We start from the raw sequence: 19,611 nt of genomic DNA on the forward strand, positions 1-19,611 counted from the left end.
CATGCGCTTCGCCGTAGCCGAAGGGGACGCGACGCTCGCCCAGGCGACCGCCGACGTCCTGGCCAGACAGGCCGGTGCCGACGACATCCGGGCCGGCTGGCCGAGTGGCCGTTCCGAGCGGGTCGACACCATCTGGCGCACGCTGGCCGACGTCGGCGTCACCGCCGCGCTGATACCCGAAGAGGACGGTGGCCTGGGCCTGGACGCCAACATGTTGCCTCCGCTCATGGAAGTGCTGGGCCACCACGGTTTGCCGGTCCCGGCCGCGGAGACCGTCGCCGTCGGTGCCCCGCTGCTCGCGGCGGCCGGCAGCAGCCACCTGACCGACGTTCTCGACGGAACCGCTCTGCTCACCGCGTCGTTCACCGAGGGTGCGCCGGTTCCCTTTGCCACGCGGGCAGATCTGTTCGTCCTGCGCGTGGCCGACCAACTGCTCCTGTGCTCACGCGACGAGGTGAGCGTCGAGCCGCTGGACTCGGTGGACGGCTCGCGCGCCCTGGGCCGGGTGACGGTGTCCCACGGACGGGGACAACCGCTCGCGGAGGGCACCGACACCATTGCGTTCCACTGGCGGCGTGGGGTACTGGCCACGGCGGGGCTCCTCGTCGGGATCGCCTTCCGCATGGTGGAGACGACCGTCGGCTACGTCCGCGAACGGCATCAGTTCGGGGTGCCGATCGGCTCCTTCCAGGCCGTCAAGCACGCGCTCGCCGATGCCGAGCTGGCCGTGCGCTTCGCCCGGCCCGCCGTCCTCGCCGCGGGATGGGCCGAAGCGACCGGCGACCCGGAGGCCGCGCCCCGCACCTCGATGGCCAAGGCGCTCGCCTCCGAGGCGGCCCGTCGGGCAGCCGGTACCGCACTCCAGTGCCACGGCGCCATCGGCTACACCACCGAGTACGACCTGCACCTCCACGCCAAGCGGGCCTGGGCGCTCGCGGCCGACTGGGGCGGCCCGGCGGAACACCGCGCGCTGATCGCCCAATGGCTCGGCCTGACCGTCACCGACCCGTCCGGCGGCCCCGCGACCGCGGCTGCCGCCGACACAGCCGAAGGAGTACCGACGTGACCGGAATCTGCGAGGACCGCGTGGTCGTGGTGACCGGCGCGGGACAGGGGCTGGGCCGCGAACACGCCCTTGCACTGGCGGCCGAGGGCGCCCGCGTGGTCGTGAACGACCTGGGCGAAGCGGCGAAGAACGTCGCCGAAGAGATCGGAGCGAACGGCGGAACCGCCGTCGCCGACCTCGGCGACGTCAGCGACTGGGCCTATGCCGAGGCGCTCGTGGCCAGGTCCGTCAGCGAGTTCGGCACGCTGGACGCGCTGGTGAACAACGCGGGCATCAACCGCGACCGAATGATGGTCTCCATGACCGAGGCCGAGTGGGACCAGGTCCTGCGCGTGAATCTCAAAGGCCACGCCGCGCCGCTGAAGTACGCGGCCGCCTACTGGCGGGAGCGCAGCAAGCAGGGACATCCGGTCGCCGCCAGGATCGTCAATACCAGCTCGGGCGCCGGCCTGATGGGCAGCGTCGGACAGGGCAACTACGGCGCCGCCAAGGCCGGCATCGCCGCGCTGACTGTGACCGCTGCCGCGGAACTCGCCCGCTACGGGGTCACCGTGAACGCGATCGCCCCGTCCGCGCGCACCCCCATGACCGAGGCCGTCGAGGCCTTCGCGGACAAGATGCGCGTCCCGGCGGAGGGCTTCGACGCGATGCACCCCGGCAATGTCTCGCCACTGGTGGTCTGGCTCGCGTCCGCCGACTCGGGTGACGTGACCGGCCGCGTATTCGAGGCCGAAGGCGGAGTCATCACCGTCGTCGACGGCTGGCAGCACGGTCCGCGCGAGGTCCGCGACCGCCGTTGGCACCCGGCCGAGATCGGGCCCGCCGTCCGGACCCTGGTCGACCGGGCCCGTGTCCCGGCCCCTGTCTACGGCGCCTGATCCGTATCAGCACCCGTACTGCGGGGCAACGAGACGTAAGGAAGCGGCCATGGCGCTCACAGTAGACATGTCGGGCAAGGTCGTCCTGGTCACAGGAGGGGCCAGAGGTGTCGGTGACGGCATCGTGGAGGTGTTCCTCGAAGCGGGCGCACACGTGGAGATCTGCGGACGCACACCGCCACCCGGCTCGCGGACAGAGCACGGCCGGTCCGCGTACTTCACCAAGGCCGACGTCCGCGAGCCGGAGCAGGTGACCGGATGGGTCGACGATGTCGTCCGGCGTCGCGGCAGGGTCGACGTCGCCGTCAACAACGCGGGTGGCGCGCCCTTCGCCGACTTCGTGGACGCCTCACCGCGTTTCCACCGCCGGATCACCGACCTCAACTTCCTTGCCGCGGTCTACGTCTGCCAGGCAGTGTTCCCGGTGATGGAGGCACAAGAAGAGGGGGGAGTGGTCCTCAACATCACCTCCATCAGCGCGCGCCGCCCCAGCCCCGGCTCCGCCGTCTACGGCGCCGCCAAGGCGGCCCTGGAGAGCCTCACCACCAGCCTCGCCATGGAGTGGGCGCCCAGGGTCCGGGTCAACGCGATCAGCTGCGGACTGGTGGCCACCCCCGGATCCACCGACCACTACGGTGACGCCGAGCAGACCGCCCGGATGGCGGGCACCATCCCGCGAGGCGTGTTCGCCCGCCCCCAGGAGATCGGCGCTGTATGCGTCATGCTCGCCTCCCCGCTCGCCGCGCACGTCAGCGGCGCCGTCCTCAACGTCGACGGCGGCGGCGAATGGCCCGCCTTCCTGCAGTACTCGCCGAACACCCGGATGCTCGCGACCAAGCGCGAAGCGTGAGAGGAAGACTCCCCATGCCTGAAGCTGTCATCGTCGCCGCGGCCCGCTCACCCATCGGCCGTGCCGGAAAGGGGTCGCTGAAGGATCTGCGCCCGGACGACCTCGGCGCGGACATCGTCCGAGCCGCACTCGCCCAGGTACCCGAGCTCGACCCGGCCCGGATCACCGACCTCATGGTGGGCTGCGCCCAGCCGGCCGGGGAGCAGGCCTACAACCTGGCCCGCATGATCGCGCTGCGCCTCGGCCTCGACGCCGTGCCCGGGACCACCGTGCATCGTTACTGCGCCTCGTCCCTGCAGAGCATCCGGATGGCCTTCCACGCCATCCGCTCGGGGGAGGGGGATGTCTTCGTCGCCGCCGGGGTGGAGATGGTCTCCCGGTTCACACAGGGTAAGTCCGACGGCATGCCGGACACCCGCAACCCGGTGTACGCCGACGCCGCCCGGCGCACCGAGGAGCGGGCCGCCGGAGGCGGCGCCGACTGGATGGACCCCCGGCTCACCGGGGGCCTCCCCGACGCCTACGTCTCGATGGGCGAGACCGCCGAGAACGTGGCCCGCATGTGCGGGGTGTCGAGGCGGGAGCAGGACGAGTTCGCGGTGCGCAGCCAGCGGGCGGCAGAGGCGGCTGACGCCCGCGGGTTCTGGAAACGGGACATCACCCCCGTCACCCTGCCGGACGGCACCGTGGTCGAGGCGGACGACGGGCCGCGCAAGGGCGTGACCCTGGAGAAGGTCTCGGCCCTCAAGCCGGTGTTCCGGCCCGACGGGACCGTCACCGCCGCCAACTGCTGCCCCCTCAACGACGGCGCTGCCGCGCTGGTGGTGATGAGCGACCGGCGGGCGGCCGAGCTGGGCCTGACCCCGATGGCCCGGATCGTCGCGACCGGGGTGTCTGCCCTCAGCCCGGAGATCATGGGCCTCGGCCCGGTGGAGGCGAGCCGTCAGGCACTCGACCACGCCGGCCTCACGATGGCGGACATCGGCCTGCTAGAGATCAACGAGGCATTCGCGGCCCAGGTGATTCCTTCTATCCGGCAGCTCGGTGCCGACCCGGGCAAGGTCAACGTCAACGGCGGTGCCATCGCCCTCGGACACCCCTTCGGGATGACGGGGGCACGGATGGCCACGACCCTGATCCACGCGTTGCAGGAACGCGACGAGCGGTACGGACTGGAGACCATGTGCGTGGCGGGCGGCCAGGGCATGGCACTGGTCCTGGAGAGGCTCGGCTGAACCCACCGTCTCCAGCCGCCGTGGTCCCGCCCCGAACGGGCGGGGCCACGGCGGCTGTTCAGGTCTAGGAGGCGTCGCGCAGGGCCGTCTTGAGGATCTTGCCGCTGGGATTGCGGGGAAGATCCGGGGTGAGGACGATCCGACGGGGCACCTTGAAGTTCGCGAGCCGGTCCGCGCAGAAGGCCACGAGCGCCTCCGCCGCGGGACTCGCCCCCCGGCGCGGTACCACATGGGCGCGCGGCACCGCCCCCATCCGGTCATCGGGAACGCCGATGACCGCGGCCTCCTGGACGTCGGGGTGGGAGCACAGGACGTTCTCCACCTCAGCGGGGTAGACGTTGAAACCACCCACCGTGATCACGTCCTTCAACCGGTCGGTGATCTTCAGACAGCCGTGCTCGTCCAGTCGGCCGACGTCCCCCGTACGAAACCAGCCCTCCGCGTCGAACGCTGCCCGGGTCGCCTCCTCGTCCTCGAAGTATCCGGACGTCACGAGTTCGCCGCGCAGAAGTATCTCGCCGTCCTCACCGAGGGCCATGTCCCGGCCGTCCGGACCGACCACCCGGATCTCCAGGCCCGGAACCGCGGGCCCGGTCGTCTCCGCCACGTGCTCGGGATCCTCCCCGGGCCGCGACCGCGTGGCTACCACGCACTCGGTCAGACCGTAGGCCTGCGCCACGGTCCGGAACCCCAACTCCTCGCGCATCCGCCGGAACAGCAGCGTCGGAACCGTCGCCGCTCCGCAGGTCGCGAAGCGCAGGGACGAGGTGTCGAACTCCTTGAACCGCGGGTGCCCCAACAGGGAGAGGAAGAGTGTGGGCGCGCCGGGAAGGACGGATATCCGTGCCGACCGGATCAGCTCCAGCACCTCCCCGGCCTCGAAGACCTGAACCGGGTGGACGGTGGCCCCGGCCGCGAAGGCGGCGATGAACCCCGCCTTGTAACCGAAGCTGTGGAAGAACGGGTTGACGATGCCGTACCGGTCGCCGGAGGTCATGGCAGCCCCATCGGCCCAGACCTGCCCTACGCCCACGGTCTGCCGGTGGGAGCTCATCACTCCCTTGGGTACGCCCGTGGTGCCCGAGGTGAACAGGATGTCGCAGATGTCGTCAGGGCCGACGGCCCGTGCGATCCGTGCCGCATGCTCCGGCGAAACCTGCTCAGCCAGACTCGTGAACGCCGGCCATGACAGGGCACCGGCCGACGGTGTTCCGGTACCGGCGTCGACCACCGTGCGCAGATGCGGCAACCCGGGCACCGGACCCGTCCCGGTGGCGTCGGCACTCCAGGACCGGGCCGCCGCGGTACGCAGCATGCCCCGGTAGTCGTTGCCGAGGAAGCCGTCGGCCAGGACCAGCGCCACGGCCCGGGACCGCGTCAGGATGTCCGCCGCCTCTTGGCCTCGGTAACGGGTGTTCATGGGTACGGCCACGGCGCCTGCCGACTGGGCTCCCAGCAATGCGAGGATGAACTCCAGTCGGTTCGGCAGCCAGACGGCCACCCGGTCACCGGGCCGCACGCCGGCGGCCGTGAAGGCACGGGCGGCCGTCTCGACCAGCCCGGCCAGCTGTCGGTAACCGACACGGTTGTCGCCGTCCACCACGGCCGGGTGGTCCCCGTATCGCCCGGCCGCCTCGGCAAGCAGACGGGGTACGGTCGACGCGGTCGTCGTCGTGCTCTTCACGGGCATCCTCCACGGAACCAAATGCTTGCTAGGTATGCTGGGCGCGGCGCATGCAGATCTGCGGGCCGGAAGGCCCCTGCTGGAAGGGACGTACGGACATGGGGGCACGTGGAGCCGGTCAGACCGCGGCCAGGAACGGTGGCTCCGGCGCGAAGACCGCCGTACGCAGCGGCTCGGACCGCCGGGCCGAACTGCTCCGGATCGCGGCGCGCCTGTTCGCCACGCACGGCTACACGCCCACCACGGTCCGGGACATCGCCGACGAGGCGGGCATCCTGTCGGGCAGTCTGTATCACCACTTCAGCTCCAAGGAGGCGATGCTCGACGAGATCCTGCGGGACTTCCTCGGCGGCCTGCTGGAGACTTTCACGGCTGTCGAGCAGGAACACGACGATCCCCAACGGGTGCTCGAGGAACTCGTCAAGCACGCCTTCGCCGCCATCAGGAACACCCCCGAGGCGGTCGCGCTCTACCAGAGCGAGGCCGCAGCACTGAGCGGGATCGCCGGCTTTGAGTACGTCGACCGGATCAGCAAGAAGATCGAGAAGATCTGGCTGCGCACTCTGACGGCCGGCCAGAAGACGGGGGCCTTCAGCGCCGGCCTCGACGTGAACCTGACCTATCGCTTCATCCGGGACACTGTGTGGTGCTCGGTCCGCTGGTACCGGCCGAGCGGCCGGTACCAGCCCGAGTCGGTCGCCGAGCAGTACCTGCGGCTCCTGTACGGCGGTCTGCTCGACGACTGAGTTTCCGTCCGGCGTGATCACGGGTTGGTGGGCACCTCGTGGTGCCTTAGCCCCGCCGGGTCGATCACCTCGCGGATGAGCCGCAACTCGTTCTCGTCGGGCACCCGGGTCACGGTGGCTCCGGTGGCGTCGAGGTCGAAGCCGGTGCTGTCGCGGACCTGGTCCACGGTGACACCCGGGTGCACGGAGCGGATCCGCAGCGCGCCGTCGTCGCCGTAATCGAGGACCGCGAGGTCGGTGATCACCACGCCGAGGTGGTGGAATCGCATCGACCGGTCGGATCGGCCGCGGGCCCGGTCGTTGCCCACTCCGCACACCACGTCGACCTTTTCGACGAAGACCCTGCGCGAATGCCGCTGGACCCAGTAGTCGGTGCGGTGGTTGACAGTGTTGCCTGGCGCGCCGCGGACACCGATGAGCTGCCGGTCGGGGCGCTTCCAGTCCCCGATGAGGGAGATGTTCTGGTTGCCGTACCGGTCGATCTGGCTGGCGCCCATCATGCTCTGCCGCCGACCGCTGGCCACGACGTCGAAGACCCGGCGGTAGGGTACCCAGCTCTCCACGACACCGCCCTCGGCGGCGGTCCGGCCCAGCGGCGGTGGTTCGCTCACGAAGAACGCCTCGCCGTCCGACAGAACGAGGTCGGGCGCGTGCGTCAGCCTGGCCAGCCGAGCTCCTACGGCGGGCACGACGCCCACGGCGTGGGCCAAGATCTCCCCGGCCCCCCGCCAGGCGTCTGCGCAGGCCGCGGCACAGACGTCCGCCCTGGTGATGTCCGTCATCGTTCCGTCTCCCCTTGACCGGCGGCCGCGGCATGGAACTCCGCGACGGCCTTGTGGTAGCCATGCTCGTCGTTGTCGAGGAACCTCGTCCGGAACCGGTCCCACTCGGCGGGATCCTTGGCCGAGGCCGCGTAGTGCTTCTGGAAGGGCTCGTCGCGCCGGTAGTCGGGCTCGCACGAGGTGAAGTGGGCGCCGTGCGGCGTCTCGACGACGCCGTTGACGAACATGCGGCTGACCAGCAGCGACTGAGGAGGGGCGTCCGCGAGCAACTCCTCGGTGGGCACGACCCGTTCGGTACTGACGTAGCACCGGTCCGCCGCCATGGCGTAGAGGTCGTCGAAGTACGGGTCGGGACCGAGGTACTGGGCGTTGCCTGCGGCGTCCGCCCGGTTGACGTGGATCAGTGCCACGTCGAGGCGGAGCGCCTTCATCGCGACGTACTCCTCGTCCGCGTAGGGCGAGGCGATCGTCTTCAGCTCCGGATTCATGGCCAGTACGTCGGAGCCCAGGCCCGCCCGGGTCGGCGCGAACGACAGACGGGCCGCGGCGGCCCGCAGGCCGGTGACGAACATGCCCTCGTCGTACTCCTCGGTCTCCAGGTCACCTCGCTCGCGCGCCGCCCGGAAATGCGGGTCGAGGGCGATGCTGTCCAGCGAGACGAACCCGTAGACCAGCTTGCGGACCTTGCCCGCCGCGCACAGCAGTCCCACGTCCGGGCCGCCGAGCGAGACGACCGTCAGGTCCGTCACGTCGCTGCGCAGGAGCTCCCGGACCAAGGCCATCGGTTTGCGGCGTGAGCCCCACCCTCCGATGCCGATCGTCATGCCGGACCGGACGGCCGATGAGAAGTCCTCCAGGGCCATGGATTTGTCGCTCATACGATCTCCCTGTTCCGCGCCGACCGCTCTGTCGCGGAACCGGCGCCTGTCTGATGGGGGGCCTCGACCAGCTCGACCCGCACGCGGTCCGGATCGAGCACGTAGACGACGCGGCAGCCTTCCAACGGGCCCTCACTGGCGACGATCGGATCGGAGAGCACCGACACGCCTTCGCCGTGCAGCCGGGTGAGAAGAGCGTCGAGTCCGGTCACGTCGACCGCGACGTGGACCGCCCCGGCGTGACCGTGGTCCGGTTCGATGCGTTGCCCGGAGCCGTTGATGTACTGGAGCAACTCGATCAGCGTCGCTCCGTCGGAGAGCCGGACGAACGCCTGGCGGACGACGACGCCGGGGTAGCCGGTCACGGCGTCGATCCGCGGCCCACTGCGCTCCCAGGAGCCGACGTGCTCACCGCCGAGCAGCCGCGTGTAGAAGTCCAGCGAGTGGTCGAGGTCGCTGATGGTGATGCCCACATGGTTGACGGACGGCATCCGGCAAGCCCTCTCGGATCGGACGGTCGGGATCTAGGCGGGTCACGACGGGACGGGCGCGGCTGCGGAGGCCGGTTGAAGGAGCCGGAACAGGCGCTGCCGGTGTTCGTGCGGCTGCCCGAACAACTGCGACGTGGCGTGTGCCCGCTTGAACACCATCTGGGCGTCGTGCTCCCAGGTGATCGCGATGCCGCCGTGCAACTGGACCGTCTCCGCGGCCACGTCGTTCAGCGCCTCGGAGCACCAGGCCTTCGCCAGTGATGCGCGCCGGGCCAGGTCCGGCCCCCGTTCGGCCGCGGACGCCGCGGCGGCCCAGGAGGCTGCCTGCGCCGTCTCCACCTGGACCAGCATGTCGGCCATGCGGTGCTTGAGCGCCTGGAAGGACCCGAGGGGCCGGCCGAACTGGACCCGCTCCTTGCTGTGTGCGACGGTCATGTCGAGACCCCGCCGGGCCGCACCGACCTGAAGCGCGGTGACCGCGACGGCGGCGATGTCGTGCAGCACTTCCAGCGTCGGACCGGCATCGAGGAGCAGAGGGACGGCGGCAACGCCGTCGAAGTCGATCCGGGCCAGGCTCAGGGTAGTGTCCATCGTCGGTGTGGAGGTGCGGCGCAGGCGCGCGTCGGCCGGGTCCACCTCGAAGAGGCCGATGCCCTCCGTCTCGGTCGCGGCGACGGCCAGGAGCACGTCGGCGCCCACTGCGTCGAGTACTAGAGTCGCCGCCCCGCGCAGCATCCAGCCGCCGCCCTCCCGGCCCGCTCGTACGTCGGAGCCGTCGGTACGCCAGCGGGAGTCCTCGCCCGCCCATGCCAAGGCGGCCACCGAGGTGCCGTCGGCGACACCGGGCAGCAGCCGCTCGCACGCCCGCGTGTTGCCCGACAACAGCAGGGCCTGCGCGGCCAGTACGGCCGAGCCGAGCAGAGGGCCGGGCGTGAGGGCGGCGCCGAGTTGCTCCATGACGACATGGGTCTCGCACAGGGAGAAGCCCGCACCGCCGTACTCCTCGGGCACGGCGAGCGCGGCCACGCCGACCTGCTCGCACAGCGTCCGCCACAGGCCCGCGTCGTAACCGGCCGGGCTCTCGGTGACCCCGCGTACCGCGGCACTGTCGCTCCGGCGGTCCAGCAACCGCCGGACCGTCAGCGCCAGTTCGTGCTGTTCCTCACTCGGGGCGAACGACATGACCTCTCCCTTCCGCGGACACCGCCCGGCGTGCCGACGTCACCGGTTGCCCGCGGAGTTCTCGCGGGACGCGTCGCGTATCGTCCGGGCGTCCATGCCCGCCAGGGAGTCGACACCCACCTCGGCGTTGTGGGCGTGCGCGGCATGGTGCAGACCGAACACCGAGTCCATGCCGCTGCGCATGCCTTGCAGGTCCTCCGCCTGGTTGATCGCCTTCTTCGTCAGCGCCAGGCCGAACGACGGCATGGCGCTGATCCGCTCGGCCAGCGCGAAGACGGTCTCCTCCAGCTCCTCGCGCGGCACCACCTGGTTGACCATGCCGAGTTCATGGGCGCGACGGGCGTCAAAGCGGTCGCCGGTGTACAGGAACTCCTTGGCGGCGCGCGGGTTCATCACCCAGGGATGGGCGAAGAACTCGACGCCGGGGATGCCCATGCGCACCACGGGGTCGCAGAAGAACGCGTCCTGCGAGGCGACGATGAAGTCGCAGGACCAGGCGAGCATCAGCCCGCCCGCGATGCAGGCACCCTGCACCATCGCGATCACAGGCTTGGGGATTTCGCGCCACCGGCGGCACATGCCGAGGTAGACCTCGGACTCCCGGGCGAACCGGGAGTCGACGCCCTCCTTGCCGGTGTGGTCCCACCAGATGACGGCCTTGCGCTCGAAGCTCTGGTCGATGTCCCGGCCGGGTGTGCCGATGTCGTGGCCACCGCTGAAGTGCTTCCCGTTGCCGGCGAGCACTACGACCTTCACCCTGTCGTCGTCCACGGCACGGGTGAACGCGGCGTCGAGCGCGTACGTCATGCGGGAGTTCTGCGCGTTGCGGTACTGCGGGCGGTTCAGCGTCACCACCGCGACGGAGCCGCGGACCTCGTAAGTGACGACCTCTTCCTCCGTGGGACTGATCTCGTCGGCAGGCAATGGGAGCTCCTCAGGGGGCCTGTCGGCCATTGACCAAACAAGTGCTTGGTGGGGTAGTGTAGGTCAGGCTTCCGCTCCCGAACAGCTTCCGGCCCAACACGGATTCACCGAGGGGGATCGTGGACCTGACTCACTCCGCGCAGGACGAGGCCTTCCGCCGGGAGGTCCGGGACTGGCTGGAGACATATCTGTCCGGCGACTTCGCCGGCGTCCGGGGCCTTGGCGGCTCCGGACGCGAACACGAGGCGTACGAAGAGCGGCTCGCCTGGGACAGACATCTGGCCGCCCACGGCTGGACCTGCGTCGGATGGCCCGAGGAGTACGGGGGGCGGGGCCTCAGCGCCGCCCGGCAGGTGATCTTTCACGAGGAGTACGCCCGCGCCGACGGTCCCGGCCGCGTCAACCACCTCGGTGAGGAACTGCTCGGACCCACCCTGATCGCGTTCGGCACCCAGGAACAGCGGGACCGCTTCCTGCCGAGAATCCGCGAGGTCACGGAACTCTGGTGCCAGGGGTACTCCGAGCCGGACGCCGGCTCCGACCTCGCCGCGGTCAAGACGCGGGCGCGGCTGGAAGCCGCCTCGGAGGTGAGTGGCCCGCAGCAATGGGTCGTCCACGGCCAGAAGGTCTGGACATCAGTGGCACACCTGGCGGACTGGTGCTTCGCCGTGGTGCGCACTGACCCCGGATCCACCCGCCACGCCGGCCTGTCGTACCTGCTGATCCCGATGCGCCAGGCGGGCGTGGAGGTCAGGCCCATCCGGCAGCTCACCGGTACCTCGGAGTTCAACGAGGTGTTCTTCGACGGCGCCCGCACAGACGCCTCCATGGTCGTCGGCGCTCCGGGGGACGGCTGGAAGGTCGCCATGGGAACCCTCGGGTTCGAACGGGGCGTCTCCACCGTCGGCCAGCAGCTCCGCTTCACCCGGGAGCTGGAGGCCGTGGTGGCCCTCGCCCGGCGCAACGGTGCCATCGACGACCCTGTCGTCCAGGACCGCATCACCCGGGCCCACATGGGCCTGGAGGTATTGCGCCTGAACGCGTTGCGGATGCTCACCGGGTCGGCCTCCGCCGCTCCGGGACACGAGGTCGCGGTCGGCAAGCTGCTGTGGTCCACCTGGCACCGGGGCCTCGGCGAACTCGCCATGGAGGTGGCGGGCGCGGCGTCGCTGACCGCCCAGGAGCCCCCGTACGCACTGGACGACCTCCAGCGCCTCTTCCTGTTCAGCCGGGCCGACACCCTGTACGGCGGCTCGAACGAGATCCAGCGGAACATCATCGCCGAGCGCGTGCTCGGTCTGCCGAGGGAGCCGAAGCCATGACCACGACCGGAAACGGACCGGCCGCACCGGACTACGTGCCCGGCCACGACCTGCTGGCCGACAAGACCGTCGTGGTCACCGCGGCGGCGGGGGCCGGCATCGGCGCCGCCGCGGTCCGCCGCTGCCTGGAGGAGGGAGCGCGGGCCGTAATTCTCGGCGACGTCCACGAACGGCGCCTGAAGGAGACCCGGCAGGCCCTGGCCGAGGAGTTCGGTGACGACCGCGTCGCCGCGGCGGTGTGCGACGTGACGGTCGAGCAGCAGGTGCAGGCCCTGCTCGACGTCGCCGAGCCCTTCGGCGGAACCGACGTACTGATCAACAACGCCGGCCTCGGCGGCACCCGGTCCCTGCTGGAGATGACCGACGCGGAATGGGCCCGCGTCCTGGACATCACCCTCACCGGCACCTTCCGCTGCGTCCGCGCCGCGGGCAACCGCATGGTTCACTCCGGCCGCAAGGGCGTCATCGTCAACAACGCCTCCGTGGTGGGCTGGCGGGCCCAGAAGGGGCAGGCCCACTACGCCGCCGCCAAGGCCGGGGTGATGGCCCTCACCCGATGCGCCGCGATGGACCTCGCCGAGCACGGCATCCGTGTCAACGCGGTCTCCCCGAGCCTGGCCATGCACCCCCACCTGGCCAAGGTGACCACCGCGGAGTTCCTCGACACCCTCACCGCCCAGGAGGCCTTCGGCCGTGCCGCCGAGCCGTGGGAGGTCGCCAACGTGATGGTCTTCCTGGCCAGCGACTACTCCTCGTACATGACGGGTGAGGTCGTCTCGGTGAGCAGCCGGCATCCCTGAGCACACAACCACCCCCACCCCGCCACCCGCCAGGAGGAGACAACCGTGGCCGAGGCCTACATCATCGACGCCGTCCGCACCCCGGTGGGACGGCGCGGAGGATCCCTGTCCGCGGTGCACTCCGCGGACCTGGCGGCCCATGTCATCAGCGCGCTGATGCGGCGCTCCGGCGCCGACCCGGCGGCCGTCGACGACGTCATCCTCGGCTGCTGCGAGACCATCGGCTCGCAGGCCGGAGACATCGCCCGTACCGCCTGGCTGGTGGCCGGGCTGCCCGAGCACGTGCCCGGGGTGACCATCGACCGGCAGTGCGGCTCCAGCCAGCAGGCCGTGCACTTCGCCGCGCAGGGTGTGATGTCCGGCACGGCCGACCTCATCGTGGCGGGGGGCGTGCAGAACATGTCCGCCATCCCCATCTCGGCCGCGATGACCGTGGGCGAGGAGTACGGCTTCACCACCCCGTTCGCCGAGTCCCCGGGCTGGGTGAAGCGGTACGGCGACCAGGAGGTCTCGCAGTTCCGCGCGGCGGAGATGATCGCCCGCAAGTGGGGTGTGTCCCGCCAGGAGATGGAGGCCTTCGCCTACGAGAGCCACCGGCGGGCCGTCGCCGCCGTGGACGCCGGCCGCTTCCGCGGCGAGATCGAACCCCTCGGCGACTTCGATAGCGACGAGTGCCCGCGCCGGGACACCTCGCCGGAGAAGATGGCCGCGCTGGCGCCGCTCACCCCGGACAGCCCGATCACGGCCGCCGTCGCGTCCCAGATCAGCGACGCGGCGTCGGCCATGCTGATCGCCTCCGAGCGGGCGGTGAACGAGCACTCCCTGCGGCCCAGGGCGAGGATCCACCATCTGTCGGTGCGGGCCGACGACCCGATATGGATGCTGACCGGGCCCATCCCGGCCACCCGACACGCTCTCGACAAGACGGGGATGTCCATCGACGACATCGACCTCTTCGAGGTCAACGAGGCCTTCGCCTCAGTGGTCCTCGCCTGGCTCCGGGAGACCGGCGCGGACCCGGCCAGAACCAACGCCAACGGCGGCGCCATCGCGCTCGGCCACCCGATCGGGGCAACCGGCACCCGCCTGATGACCACACTGCTCAATGAACTGGAACGCACTGGCGGTCGCTACGGTCTCCAGGTCATGTGCGAGGGCGGCGGCCAGGCCAACGTGACCGTCATCGAGCGACTCTGACGCCTCGCCTCGCGCCAGCCGTCGATCCGCGCCTCGGCATCGCCACCGACCACCGCACCGGCCCGGGTGGCGGGCCGCCCCGTCCCGGTGAGCGGGAAGACGACTTTGAGTCCCGTCGGCGGGTCCCGAGGATGAGCGGGTGACGGGACGAGCCGAAACTCCCGCACACCGCAGTGCACGCCAAGCGTGTGTGTCCGTTCAATGGAGGATCAGATGACGTCAGCGGGGACGAACGAGGTCCGGGTCATCGAAAGTGGAGCGCCCCCTACCCGGTATGCCCGCGGATGGCACTGCCTGGGACTTGCCGACTCCTTCCGGGACGGCAAGCCGCACGCGATACAGGCCTTCGGCACCAAGCTGGTGGTGTTCGCCGACAGCAACGGCAAGCTCAACGTCCTCAACGGGTACTGCCCCCACATGGGCGGCGACCTGAGCATGGGCACGGTCAAGGGGGACGAGGTCGCCTGCCCCTTCCACGACTGGCGCTGGTCCGGTTCCGGCCGGTGCGCCTCGATCCCCTACTCCCGCAGGGTCCCGCCCCGTGCCCGGACTCGGGCCTGGACGGTGCTGGAGGAGAGCAAGCAGCTCTTCGTCTGGCACGACCCGCAGGGCAATCCGCCGCCACCGGAGGCGGTCATCCCCCGCATCGACCAGGCCTTCTCCGACGAGTGGTCGGACTGGACCTGGAACTCGGTCCGCATCGAGGGTGCGAACTGCCGGGAGATCGTCGACAACGTCGTTGACATGGCCCACTTCTTCTACGTCCACTACTCGTTCCCGGTGTACTTCAAGAACGTCTTCGAGGGGCACCTGGCAACCCAGTACATGACCTCCAAGAGCCGCCCCGATGTGACGTTCAACTCCAACTACAGCAAGGCCGACGGGGAGACCGAGCGCGTCAGCGGGTCCGAGGCCACCTACTTCGGCCCGTCGTACATGATCGACTGGCTGCACGGTGACAACGGGCTGTTCCAGTCCGAGTCCGTGCTGATCAACTGCCACTACCCGGTCTCGCCGACGAGTTTCGTCCTGCAGTGGGGCGTCATCGTCAAGAAGAGCGCCGGCCAGTCCGACGAGTTGGCGCGGCAGATCGCCCAGGCCACCGCCAAGGGCGTGGAGGCCGGCTTCCTGCAGGACGTCGAGATCTGGCGGAACAAGACACGCATCGACAACCCCCTGCTCTGTGAGGAGGACGGGCCCGTCTACCAACTGCGGCGCTGGTACGAACAGTTCTACGTGGACGTCGAGGACGTCACCCCGGAGATGACCAACCGGTTCGAGTTCGAACTCGACACCGAACGCGCCACCGGATTCTGGCAGAAGGAGGTCGCCGAGAACCTTGAACGTCAGGGCGGCGTTCCGCTCCCCCTCTCTTGAGCACTGTACGAGAACGTTAAGGAGTGTCCAACCGTGCAACCCCTGTCGTGCCGCGCGTGCGGCGCCGGCGTCCTGGTGGAGAAGCACAGCCTTGCCCACACCTCGGTGCAGTGGCACACGGACGGGAGCGGCTGCCCGGAGTTCGCCGCCCTGCGCGCCTCCGGCACGCTTCTGACCACGGAGGTGGCCCTGACCTGTGTCCGACTGCGTGACTCCATCGAGTCCGCGGTCCGCAGCGGTGAATTGGCGGTGCCCGAGTGAGGGGCCTGTCCCCGCTGCGACTACGGGTGCTGGAGGTGGTCCGCGAGACGCGAGACGCGGTCTCTGTACGGTTCACGTCCGAACCACCGTCGGGCACCGCGGAGTTCGACTTCCGACCCGGCCAGTTCCTGACCCTGCGGGTGCCGGTCCCCGGGGGTGGCTGGGCGGCCCGATGCTACTCCCTGTCGAGTACGCCCGGTGAGGGGGCGCCCACCATCACCGTCAAGCGGGTGCCGGGCGGCGTCGCCTCCACCTGGATCTGCGAGAGCCTACGTCAGGGCGACGAGATACAGGCCCTGCCACCGGCTGGAGCGTTCGTGACCGGTGAGGAGCACCGGAATCTGCTGCTGCTCGCGGCAGGCAGTGGCATCACCCCTGTCATGTCCATCCTGCGGGCGCGACTGGCCCGGCCGGAGGGCTCCGTCGTCGTGGTCTACGCCAACCGTGACGAGGAGTCCGTCATCTTCGCCCGGGAACTGCGTGAGCTCGCCGGTCGTCATCCGGGCCGGCTACTCGTCCTGCACCACCTGGAGAGCTTGCAGGGCCTGCCCACGGCCGAGTACCTCACCGGGCTGTGCCGGCCGTACACGGAGGACGTGGACCTGGCGATGATCTGTGGCCCCCAGCCGTACATGGACGCCTGTACTCAGGCACTCACGACGCTGGGCCTGCCGCGGAAGGGGATCGTCACCGAGCGCTACCGATCTCTGGAATCGGATCCTTTCGCCACGGAGCCCAATGAGCCCACGGAGGCCGCCGATCCCGTCACCGCGCCCACCGGCCAGGAGGCCACGGCGGTGGTGGAAATCGACGGGGAGCGACGGGAGTTCTCCTGGCCGGCCGGTGTCACGCTGCTCGACCTGCTCCTGGAACAGGGAATGGAGGCACCGTTCTCCTGCCGGGAGGGTGCCTGCAGCGCCTGCGCCTGCCGGATGCTCTCCGGAGAGGTGAAACTGCTGCGCAACGAGGTGCTGGACGACCAGGACCTCGCGGAGGGGTACATCCTCGCCTGCCAGGCCGTTCCCGTCGCCGGACACATCGTGGTGAGCTACGACCAGTAGCCCGGCGGCTTCCCCGACGCCGAGAGCCACGGCTTTTGAGGCTGAGCAAATGCTTGGCAGGTTGAGTATTCCCGACGAGAGGAACCGATCGACGATGCCGATGTTCGACCTGACCGGCCATGTGGCGCTGGTGACCGGAGCGGGGCAGAACGCCGGGGCGGGAATCGCCCGGGCACTGGCGGCCCAGGGCGCCGCGGTGGCGGTCAATGACCTCCGTCCGGAGCGCGCCGAGGCCACCTGCGCCGAGATCGTGAAGGAGGGCGGCACGGCCGTGCCGACGCCCTTCGACGTCACGGACCGGGAAGCCGTGCGCGCGAGTGTCCTGCGAGCTGGCGAGATGCTCGGCGGAACCGTCGACATCCTGGTCAACAACGCCGGTATACCGGCTGACATGGGGTACGGGCCCTTTCGCGACCTCGACCCGGCACGCTGGCGCGGGCCGGTGGAGATCAATCTGTTCGGAGCCATGAACTGTGTGCACAGCGTCCTTCCGGGGATGCGGGAGGCAGGCTGGGGGCGCATCGTGCAGATCTCATCGGGGGCCGGGCGGACCGGACTGTCGATCGGCGTGTCGCTGTACGGATCCGGCAAGAGCGGGGTCGAGGGCTTCGTCCGGCACGTCTCCCAGGAGGAGGCGTCAGCCGGCATCACGGCCAACACACTCGCCCTCGGCTTGATGCAGAGTGCGGGTGGTCCCGGGGTCACCGATATCTCGGACGGTATCCCGGTCGGACGGCGGGGCCGCCCCGAGGACGCCGGAGCCGCCGTAGCGTTCCTCGTGTCGCCAGAGGCCGCGTGGCTCACGGGCCAGACGATCGATCTGAACGGCGGCAGCGTCACCCGCTGAGCCCGCGGCGCGGTGTACCGGTCGTCCGGTGCCCCGCGCCGCGTTCGGTCCGCCCCCGGCCTCTCCAGCCGGGGACGGCAGAAGAGGAACCGGGCCGGGCCGTGGCCCCCCCCGGCCCTCATCAGGGCATCGCGGCCAGATCCTCCCCGTTCAGCGTCCAGGACACCGCGTCGACATTGGCCCGCACCTGCTTCGGCGTGGTGGCACCGGCTATCACCGACGTGACGCCGTCCTGCGCCGCGAGCCAGGCCATGGCCAGCTCCAAAATCGTGTGCCCCCGCTCGCGCGCGAACACGGTCAGCTCCTCCACCCGGTCGAAGTCGGTCTCGTCGACCCTGTCGGCGAAGAACGCGAGCGTGTCCAGCCGGGACCCACTCGGATACGCCTGCCCCCGGCGGTACTTCCCCGTGAGAAGTCCGGAGGCCAGTGGGAAGTAGGGCACCAAGCCCATCCGGTGCTTGCGCGCCGCGGGCACCAGCTCTCGCTCCGCCGCACGGGACAACAGGTTCCACTCGAACTGGGTGCCGCGGAACGGCGCCAGCGACCGGGCGGCGGCCAGGCCCGCGGAGGCGTCGAGCTGCCCGGCGTCCACATTGGACGAGGCGATGTGTACGACCTTGCCCTGGCGCACCAGCTCGTCCAGCGTCTCCAGAGCCTCCCCGGCCGGCGCCTCGGTGTCGGGGTAGTGCTGGTAGTACAAGTCGATCCGGTCGGTGCGCAGCCGCCGCAGACTGCCCTCACACGCCTCGATGATCCGCCGGCGGAGCGCACCGGGGGTGTACGGCTCGTCCTTGGGGCGGGGCAGGAACTTCGTAGCGATCATCACCTCGTCACGGCGGCTGCCGAGACAGGCACCGATGAACTCCTCCGACTTGCCCTCCCCGTACATCTCGGCCGTGTCGAGGTGGGTGATGCCCGCGTCCAGTGCCGCGTCGATCACCACTCTGGACGCCGGCAGGTCCAGCTTCATCCCGAAGTTGTTGCAGCCGAGTCCGACCAGCGACAGAGCGGGCCCGTCCGGCCCCAACTCACGCTTCTCCATGCTTTCTTCCTCCTTGTCGCTGCCGCCGTGTCGGGCGCCAGAAGTCGAACGGCGGACTCAGTCGATGAGAGAGTTGAACGCGTTGTGCTCCCGGCCGGGACCGGTGAAGACGAAGTCGAGTTCCACCACCGAGGGGAACAGGCCCAGCCCCGTGGCGAACAGATCGGTCCGTATGTGCACCTGCGCCCCATGCCGTCCGTAGGCGAACTGCTCGGCATCGGCGAAGACAGGCGACGCGGCCATCCGCTTCTCGATCTCTCGGTCGCCTTCCTCAGCCTTGGCCTTGAGGATCTGCAGGCTCTGGATCCGGGCCCCGAACTCAGGATGTGACGCCGTCTCGGCGCGCAGTGCCACGACCGCGTTCTCCAGGTCCTCGAGCCGGGAGAAGTGCAGACCGAAGTGCAGATAGGACTCGGGCCAGTCGGCTCGCTGCTGGAGGAACTCTCGCAGCGCGGGGTGCGGTTCCTCGCTGCCCATCCCGAGCTGTTCCGCGATGACGGCCTCCAGCGCGAGCTGGGCCGGCTTCAGGGCGAAGAGGAAGACGATGTTGTCAGCACGGGCCGGGCTGTCGCGGTCCAACGCGATGAGGTACAGCGGCTCGTCGGAGAACTTGTTGGGGAATTCCCGCACTTTCGCTCCGAGCAGTTCGAAGAACCGCGTGGCGAGAGCCCGTTCCCCTGGCCGGAAATGCAGAGCCAGGTGCCCCAGACTGGTGGTCGGTGTGCTCGCCGTGCCGGACGACGCCGGCCGGTGGGCGGTGGTGTCCGTCGATGTCATTGGTCCGTCTCCTCGTATCTTCGCCATCAAAGCCTGCGTTCCGGGAGGTGACTCACTGCCCGGCGTCCGTCGCGAACCTGCTGCCGTGCGGGAGTTCGGGGGCGGGGGGGGGGGAGAAGAGAAGAGGAAGACACCCCCACCCACCCCCAACACACCCCCCCCGATCGGGAAAGAGCCAACACCCCCCCCTCCCCCCCCCCCCCACACCCCC

General features: G+C 70.0%; 20 protein-coding genes. 12 read left to right on the top strand and 8 right to left on the bottom strand.

What is annotated here, in order from left to right; genetic code table 11:
• The first annotated feature begins 1 nt into the window (after position 1).
• Genes ACZ6JY_RS30265 through ACZ6JY_RS30280 form a run of 4 tightly spaced genes read left to right on the top strand, consistent with a single transcriptional unit; the run spans position 2 to position 4,029 of the window.
• The gene (locus ACZ6JY_RS30265; protein ID WP_469200907.1) at positions 2-1,066 is read left to right on the top strand and encodes an acyl-CoA dehydrogenase family protein; all 1,065 of its coding nucleotides are present in this window, start codon (positions 2-4) and stop codon (positions 1,064-1,066) included.
• On the top strand, positions 1,063-1,944 hold the full coding sequence (locus ACZ6JY_RS30270; protein ID WP_469200909.1) for an SDR family oxidoreductase: 882 nt from the start codon (positions 1,063-1,065) through the stop codon (positions 1,942-1,944). The genes ACZ6JY_RS30265 and ACZ6JY_RS30270 overlap by 4 nt, the downstream gene beginning before the upstream one ends.
• 49 nt (positions 1,945-1,993) lie before the next feature.
• Positions 1,994-2,794 (top strand): SDR family oxidoreductase, encoded by an 801-nt coding sequence (locus ACZ6JY_RS30275; protein WP_469200910.1) that lies wholly within the window; start codon positions 1,994-1,996, stop codon positions 2,792-2,794.
• Positions 2,795-2,808: 14 nt separating this feature from the next.
• A complete protein-coding gene (locus tag ACZ6JY_RS30280; protein WP_469200912.1) occupies positions 2,809-4,029 on the top strand; it encodes an acetyl-CoA C-acetyltransferase in 1,221 nt (406 codons plus the stop codon).
• A 64-nt stretch (positions 4,030-4,093) separates the two neighbouring features.
• Here the strand turns inward: ACZ6JY_RS30280 and ACZ6JY_RS30285 are convergent, their stop codons facing one another.
• The gene (locus ACZ6JY_RS30285; protein WP_469200914.1) at positions 4,094-5,719 is read right to left on the bottom strand and encodes an AMP-binding protein; all 1,626 of its coding nucleotides are present in this window, start codon (positions 5,717-5,719) and stop codon (positions 4,094-4,096) included.
• A gap of 92 nt (positions 5,720-5,811) precedes the next feature.
• On the opposite strand from ACZ6JY_RS30285, the gene ACZ6JY_RS30290 reads away from it, so the two are divergent.
• Complete coding sequence (locus ACZ6JY_RS30290) at positions 5,812-6,459, top strand: TetR/AcrR family transcriptional regulator (RefSeq protein WP_469200916.1); 648 nt, start codon at positions 5,812-5,814, stop codon at positions 6,457-6,459.
• 17 nt (positions 6,460-6,476) lie between these two features.
• On the opposite strand, the gene ACZ6JY_RS30295 is transcribed toward ACZ6JY_RS30290, so the two are convergent.
• The 5 genes from ACZ6JY_RS30295 to ACZ6JY_RS30315 are packed head-to-tail and all read right to left on the bottom strand — an operon-like array spanning position 6,477 to position 10,716.
• A complete protein-coding gene (locus ACZ6JY_RS30295) occupies positions 6,477-7,241 on the bottom strand; it encodes a CoA-transferase subunit beta (RefSeq protein ID WP_469200917.1) in 765 nt (254 codons plus the stop codon).
• Complete coding sequence (locus ACZ6JY_RS30300; RefSeq protein WP_469200919.1) at positions 7,238-8,119, bottom strand: CoA transferase subunit A; 882 nt, start codon at positions 8,117-8,119, stop codon at positions 7,238-7,240. The genes ACZ6JY_RS30295 and ACZ6JY_RS30300 overlap by 4 nt, the downstream gene beginning before the upstream one ends.
• Complete coding sequence (locus ACZ6JY_RS30305; protein ID WP_469200920.1) at positions 8,116-8,610, bottom strand: VOC family protein; 495 nt, start codon at positions 8,608-8,610, stop codon at positions 8,116-8,118. Before ACZ6JY_RS30305 ends, ACZ6JY_RS30300 begins: the two co-directional genes overlap by 4 nt.
• 42 nt (positions 8,611-8,652) lie before the next feature.
• On the bottom strand, positions 8,653-9,792 hold the full coding sequence (locus ACZ6JY_RS30310; protein WP_469200922.1) for an acyl-CoA dehydrogenase family protein: 1,140 nt from the start codon (positions 9,790-9,792) through the stop codon (positions 8,653-8,655).
• 39 nt (positions 9,793-9,831) lie between these two features.
• Positions 9,832-10,716, bottom strand: coding sequence for an enoyl-CoA hydratase (locus ACZ6JY_RS30315; RefSeq protein WP_469200923.1), 885 nt, complete (start codon positions 10,714-10,716; stop codon positions 9,832-9,834).
• Between the two features lie 119 nt (positions 10,717-10,835).
• Between ACZ6JY_RS30315 and ACZ6JY_RS30320 the strand changes: the two genes are divergently transcribed.
• The 7 genes from ACZ6JY_RS30320 to ACZ6JY_RS30350 all read left to right on the top strand — a co-directional run bounded on the left by ACZ6JY_RS30320 (position 10,836) and on the right by ACZ6JY_RS30350 (position 17,581).
• A complete protein-coding gene (locus tag ACZ6JY_RS30320) occupies positions 10,836-12,038 on the top strand; it encodes an acyl-CoA dehydrogenase family protein (RefSeq protein WP_469200924.1) in 1,203 nt (400 codons plus the stop codon).
• Positions 12,035-12,838, top strand: coding sequence for an SDR family oxidoreductase (locus ACZ6JY_RS30325; RefSeq protein WP_469200925.1), 804 nt, complete (start codon positions 12,035-12,037; stop codon positions 12,836-12,838). The genes ACZ6JY_RS30320 and ACZ6JY_RS30325 overlap by 4 nt, the downstream gene beginning before the upstream one ends.
• Before the next feature lie 45 nt (positions 12,839-12,883).
• The gene (locus tag ACZ6JY_RS30330; protein WP_469200927.1) at positions 12,884-14,035 is read left to right on the top strand and encodes an acetyl-CoA C-acetyltransferase; all 1,152 of its coding nucleotides are present in this window, start codon (positions 12,884-12,886) and stop codon (positions 14,033-14,035) included.
• Between the two features lie 213 nt (positions 14,036-14,248).
• Complete coding sequence (locus ACZ6JY_RS30335; protein ID WP_469200928.1) at positions 14,249-15,412, top strand: Rieske 2Fe-2S domain-containing protein; 1,164 nt, start codon at positions 14,249-14,251, stop codon at positions 15,410-15,412.
• Positions 15,413-15,445: 33 nt separating this feature from the next.
• Positions 15,446-15,673, top strand: a complete 228-nt coding sequence (locus tag ACZ6JY_RS30340) for a hypothetical protein (protein ID WP_469200930.1) — start codon at positions 15,446-15,448, stop codon at positions 15,671-15,673.
• Entirely contained in the window at positions 15,670-16,734 is a 1,065-nt protein-coding gene (locus ACZ6JY_RS30345) for a 2Fe-2S iron-sulfur cluster-binding protein (protein WP_469200932.1), read from the top strand. Before ACZ6JY_RS30340 ends, ACZ6JY_RS30345 begins: the two co-directional genes overlap by 4 nt.
• A 94-nt stretch (positions 16,735-16,828) precedes the next feature.
• Positions 16,829-17,581 (top strand): SDR family NAD(P)-dependent oxidoreductase, encoded by a 753-nt coding sequence (locus ACZ6JY_RS30350; RefSeq protein ID WP_469200935.1) that lies wholly within the window; start codon positions 16,829-16,831, stop codon positions 17,579-17,581.
• A 121-nt stretch (positions 17,582-17,702) separates the two neighbouring features.
• Here ACZ6JY_RS30350 and ACZ6JY_RS30355 read toward each other — a convergent pair whose 3' ends face one another.
• Together ACZ6JY_RS30355 and ACZ6JY_RS30360 are read right to left on the bottom strand one after the other, a co-directional pair.
• Complete coding sequence (locus tag ACZ6JY_RS30355; protein ID WP_469200937.1) at positions 17,703-18,623, bottom strand: aldo/keto reductase; 921 nt, start codon at positions 18,621-18,623, stop codon at positions 17,703-17,705.
• Positions 18,624-18,680: 57 nt separating this feature from the next.
• Positions 18,681-19,400 (bottom strand): hypothetical protein, encoded by a 720-nt coding sequence (locus ACZ6JY_RS30360; RefSeq protein ID WP_469200939.1) that lies wholly within the window; start codon positions 19,398-19,400, stop codon positions 18,681-18,683.
• Positions 19,401-19,611 lie beyond the last annotated feature (211 nt).

The organism is Streptomyces sp. NPDC046335, from assembly GCF_055587985.1.

What these genes read in the sequence shown, in the direction of transcription:
- ACZ6JY_RS30300 (WP_469200919.1), bottom strand. Translation starts at nt 8,119, where the DNA reads ATGAGCGACAAATCCATGGCCCTGGAGGACTTCTCATCGGCCGTCCGG.
- ACZ6JY_RS30295 (WP_469200917.1), bottom strand. Translation starts at nt 7,241, where the DNA reads ATGACGGACATCACCAGGGCGGACGTCTGTGCCGCGGCCTGCGCAGAC.
- ACZ6JY_RS30350 (WP_469200935.1), top strand. Translation starts at nt 16,829, where the DNA reads ATGCCGATGTTCGACCTGACCGGCCATGTGGCGCTGGTGACCGGAGCG.
- ACZ6JY_RS30290 (WP_469200916.1), top strand. Translation starts at nt 5,812, where the DNA reads ATGGGGGCACGTGGAGCCGGTCAGACCGCGGCCAGGAACGGTGGCTCC.
- ACZ6JY_RS30325 (WP_469200925.1), top strand. Translation starts at nt 12,035, where the DNA reads ATGACCACGACCGGAAACGGACCGGCCGCACCGGACTACGTGCCCGGC.
- ACZ6JY_RS30275 (WP_469200910.1), top strand. Translation starts at nt 1,994, where the DNA reads ATGGCGCTCACAGTAGACATGTCGGGCAAGGTCGTCCTGGTCACAGGA.
- ACZ6JY_RS30285 (WP_469200914.1), bottom strand. Translation starts at nt 5,719, where the DNA reads ATGCCCGTGAAGAGCACGACGACGACCGCGTCGACCGTACCCCGTCTG.
- ACZ6JY_RS30355 (WP_469200937.1), bottom strand. Translation starts at nt 18,623, where the DNA reads ATGGAGAAGCGTGAGTTGGGGCCGGACGGGCCCGCTCTGTCGCTGGTC.
- ACZ6JY_RS30305 (WP_469200920.1), bottom strand. Translation starts at nt 8,610, where the DNA reads ATGCCGTCCGTCAACCATGTGGGCATCACCATCAGCGACCTCGACCAC.
- ACZ6JY_RS30280 (WP_469200912.1), top strand. Translation starts at nt 2,809, where the DNA reads ATGCCTGAAGCTGTCATCGTCGCCGCGGCCCGCTCACCCATCGGCCGT.
- ACZ6JY_RS30265 (WP_469200907.1), top strand. Translation starts at nt 2, where the DNA reads ATGCGCTTCGCCGTAGCCGAAGGGGACGCGACGCTCGCCCAGGCGACC.
- ACZ6JY_RS30335 (WP_469200928.1), top strand. Translation starts at nt 14,249, where the DNA reads ATGACGTCAGCGGGGACGAACGAGGTCCGGGTCATCGAAAGTGGAGCG.
- ACZ6JY_RS30310 (WP_469200922.1), bottom strand. Translation starts at nt 9,792, where the DNA reads ATGTCGTTCGCCCCGAGTGAGGAACAGCACGAACTGGCGCTGACGGTC.
- ACZ6JY_RS30360 (WP_469200939.1), bottom strand. Translation starts at nt 19,400, where the DNA reads ATGACATCGACGGACACCACCGCCCACCGGCCGGCGTCGTCCGGCACG.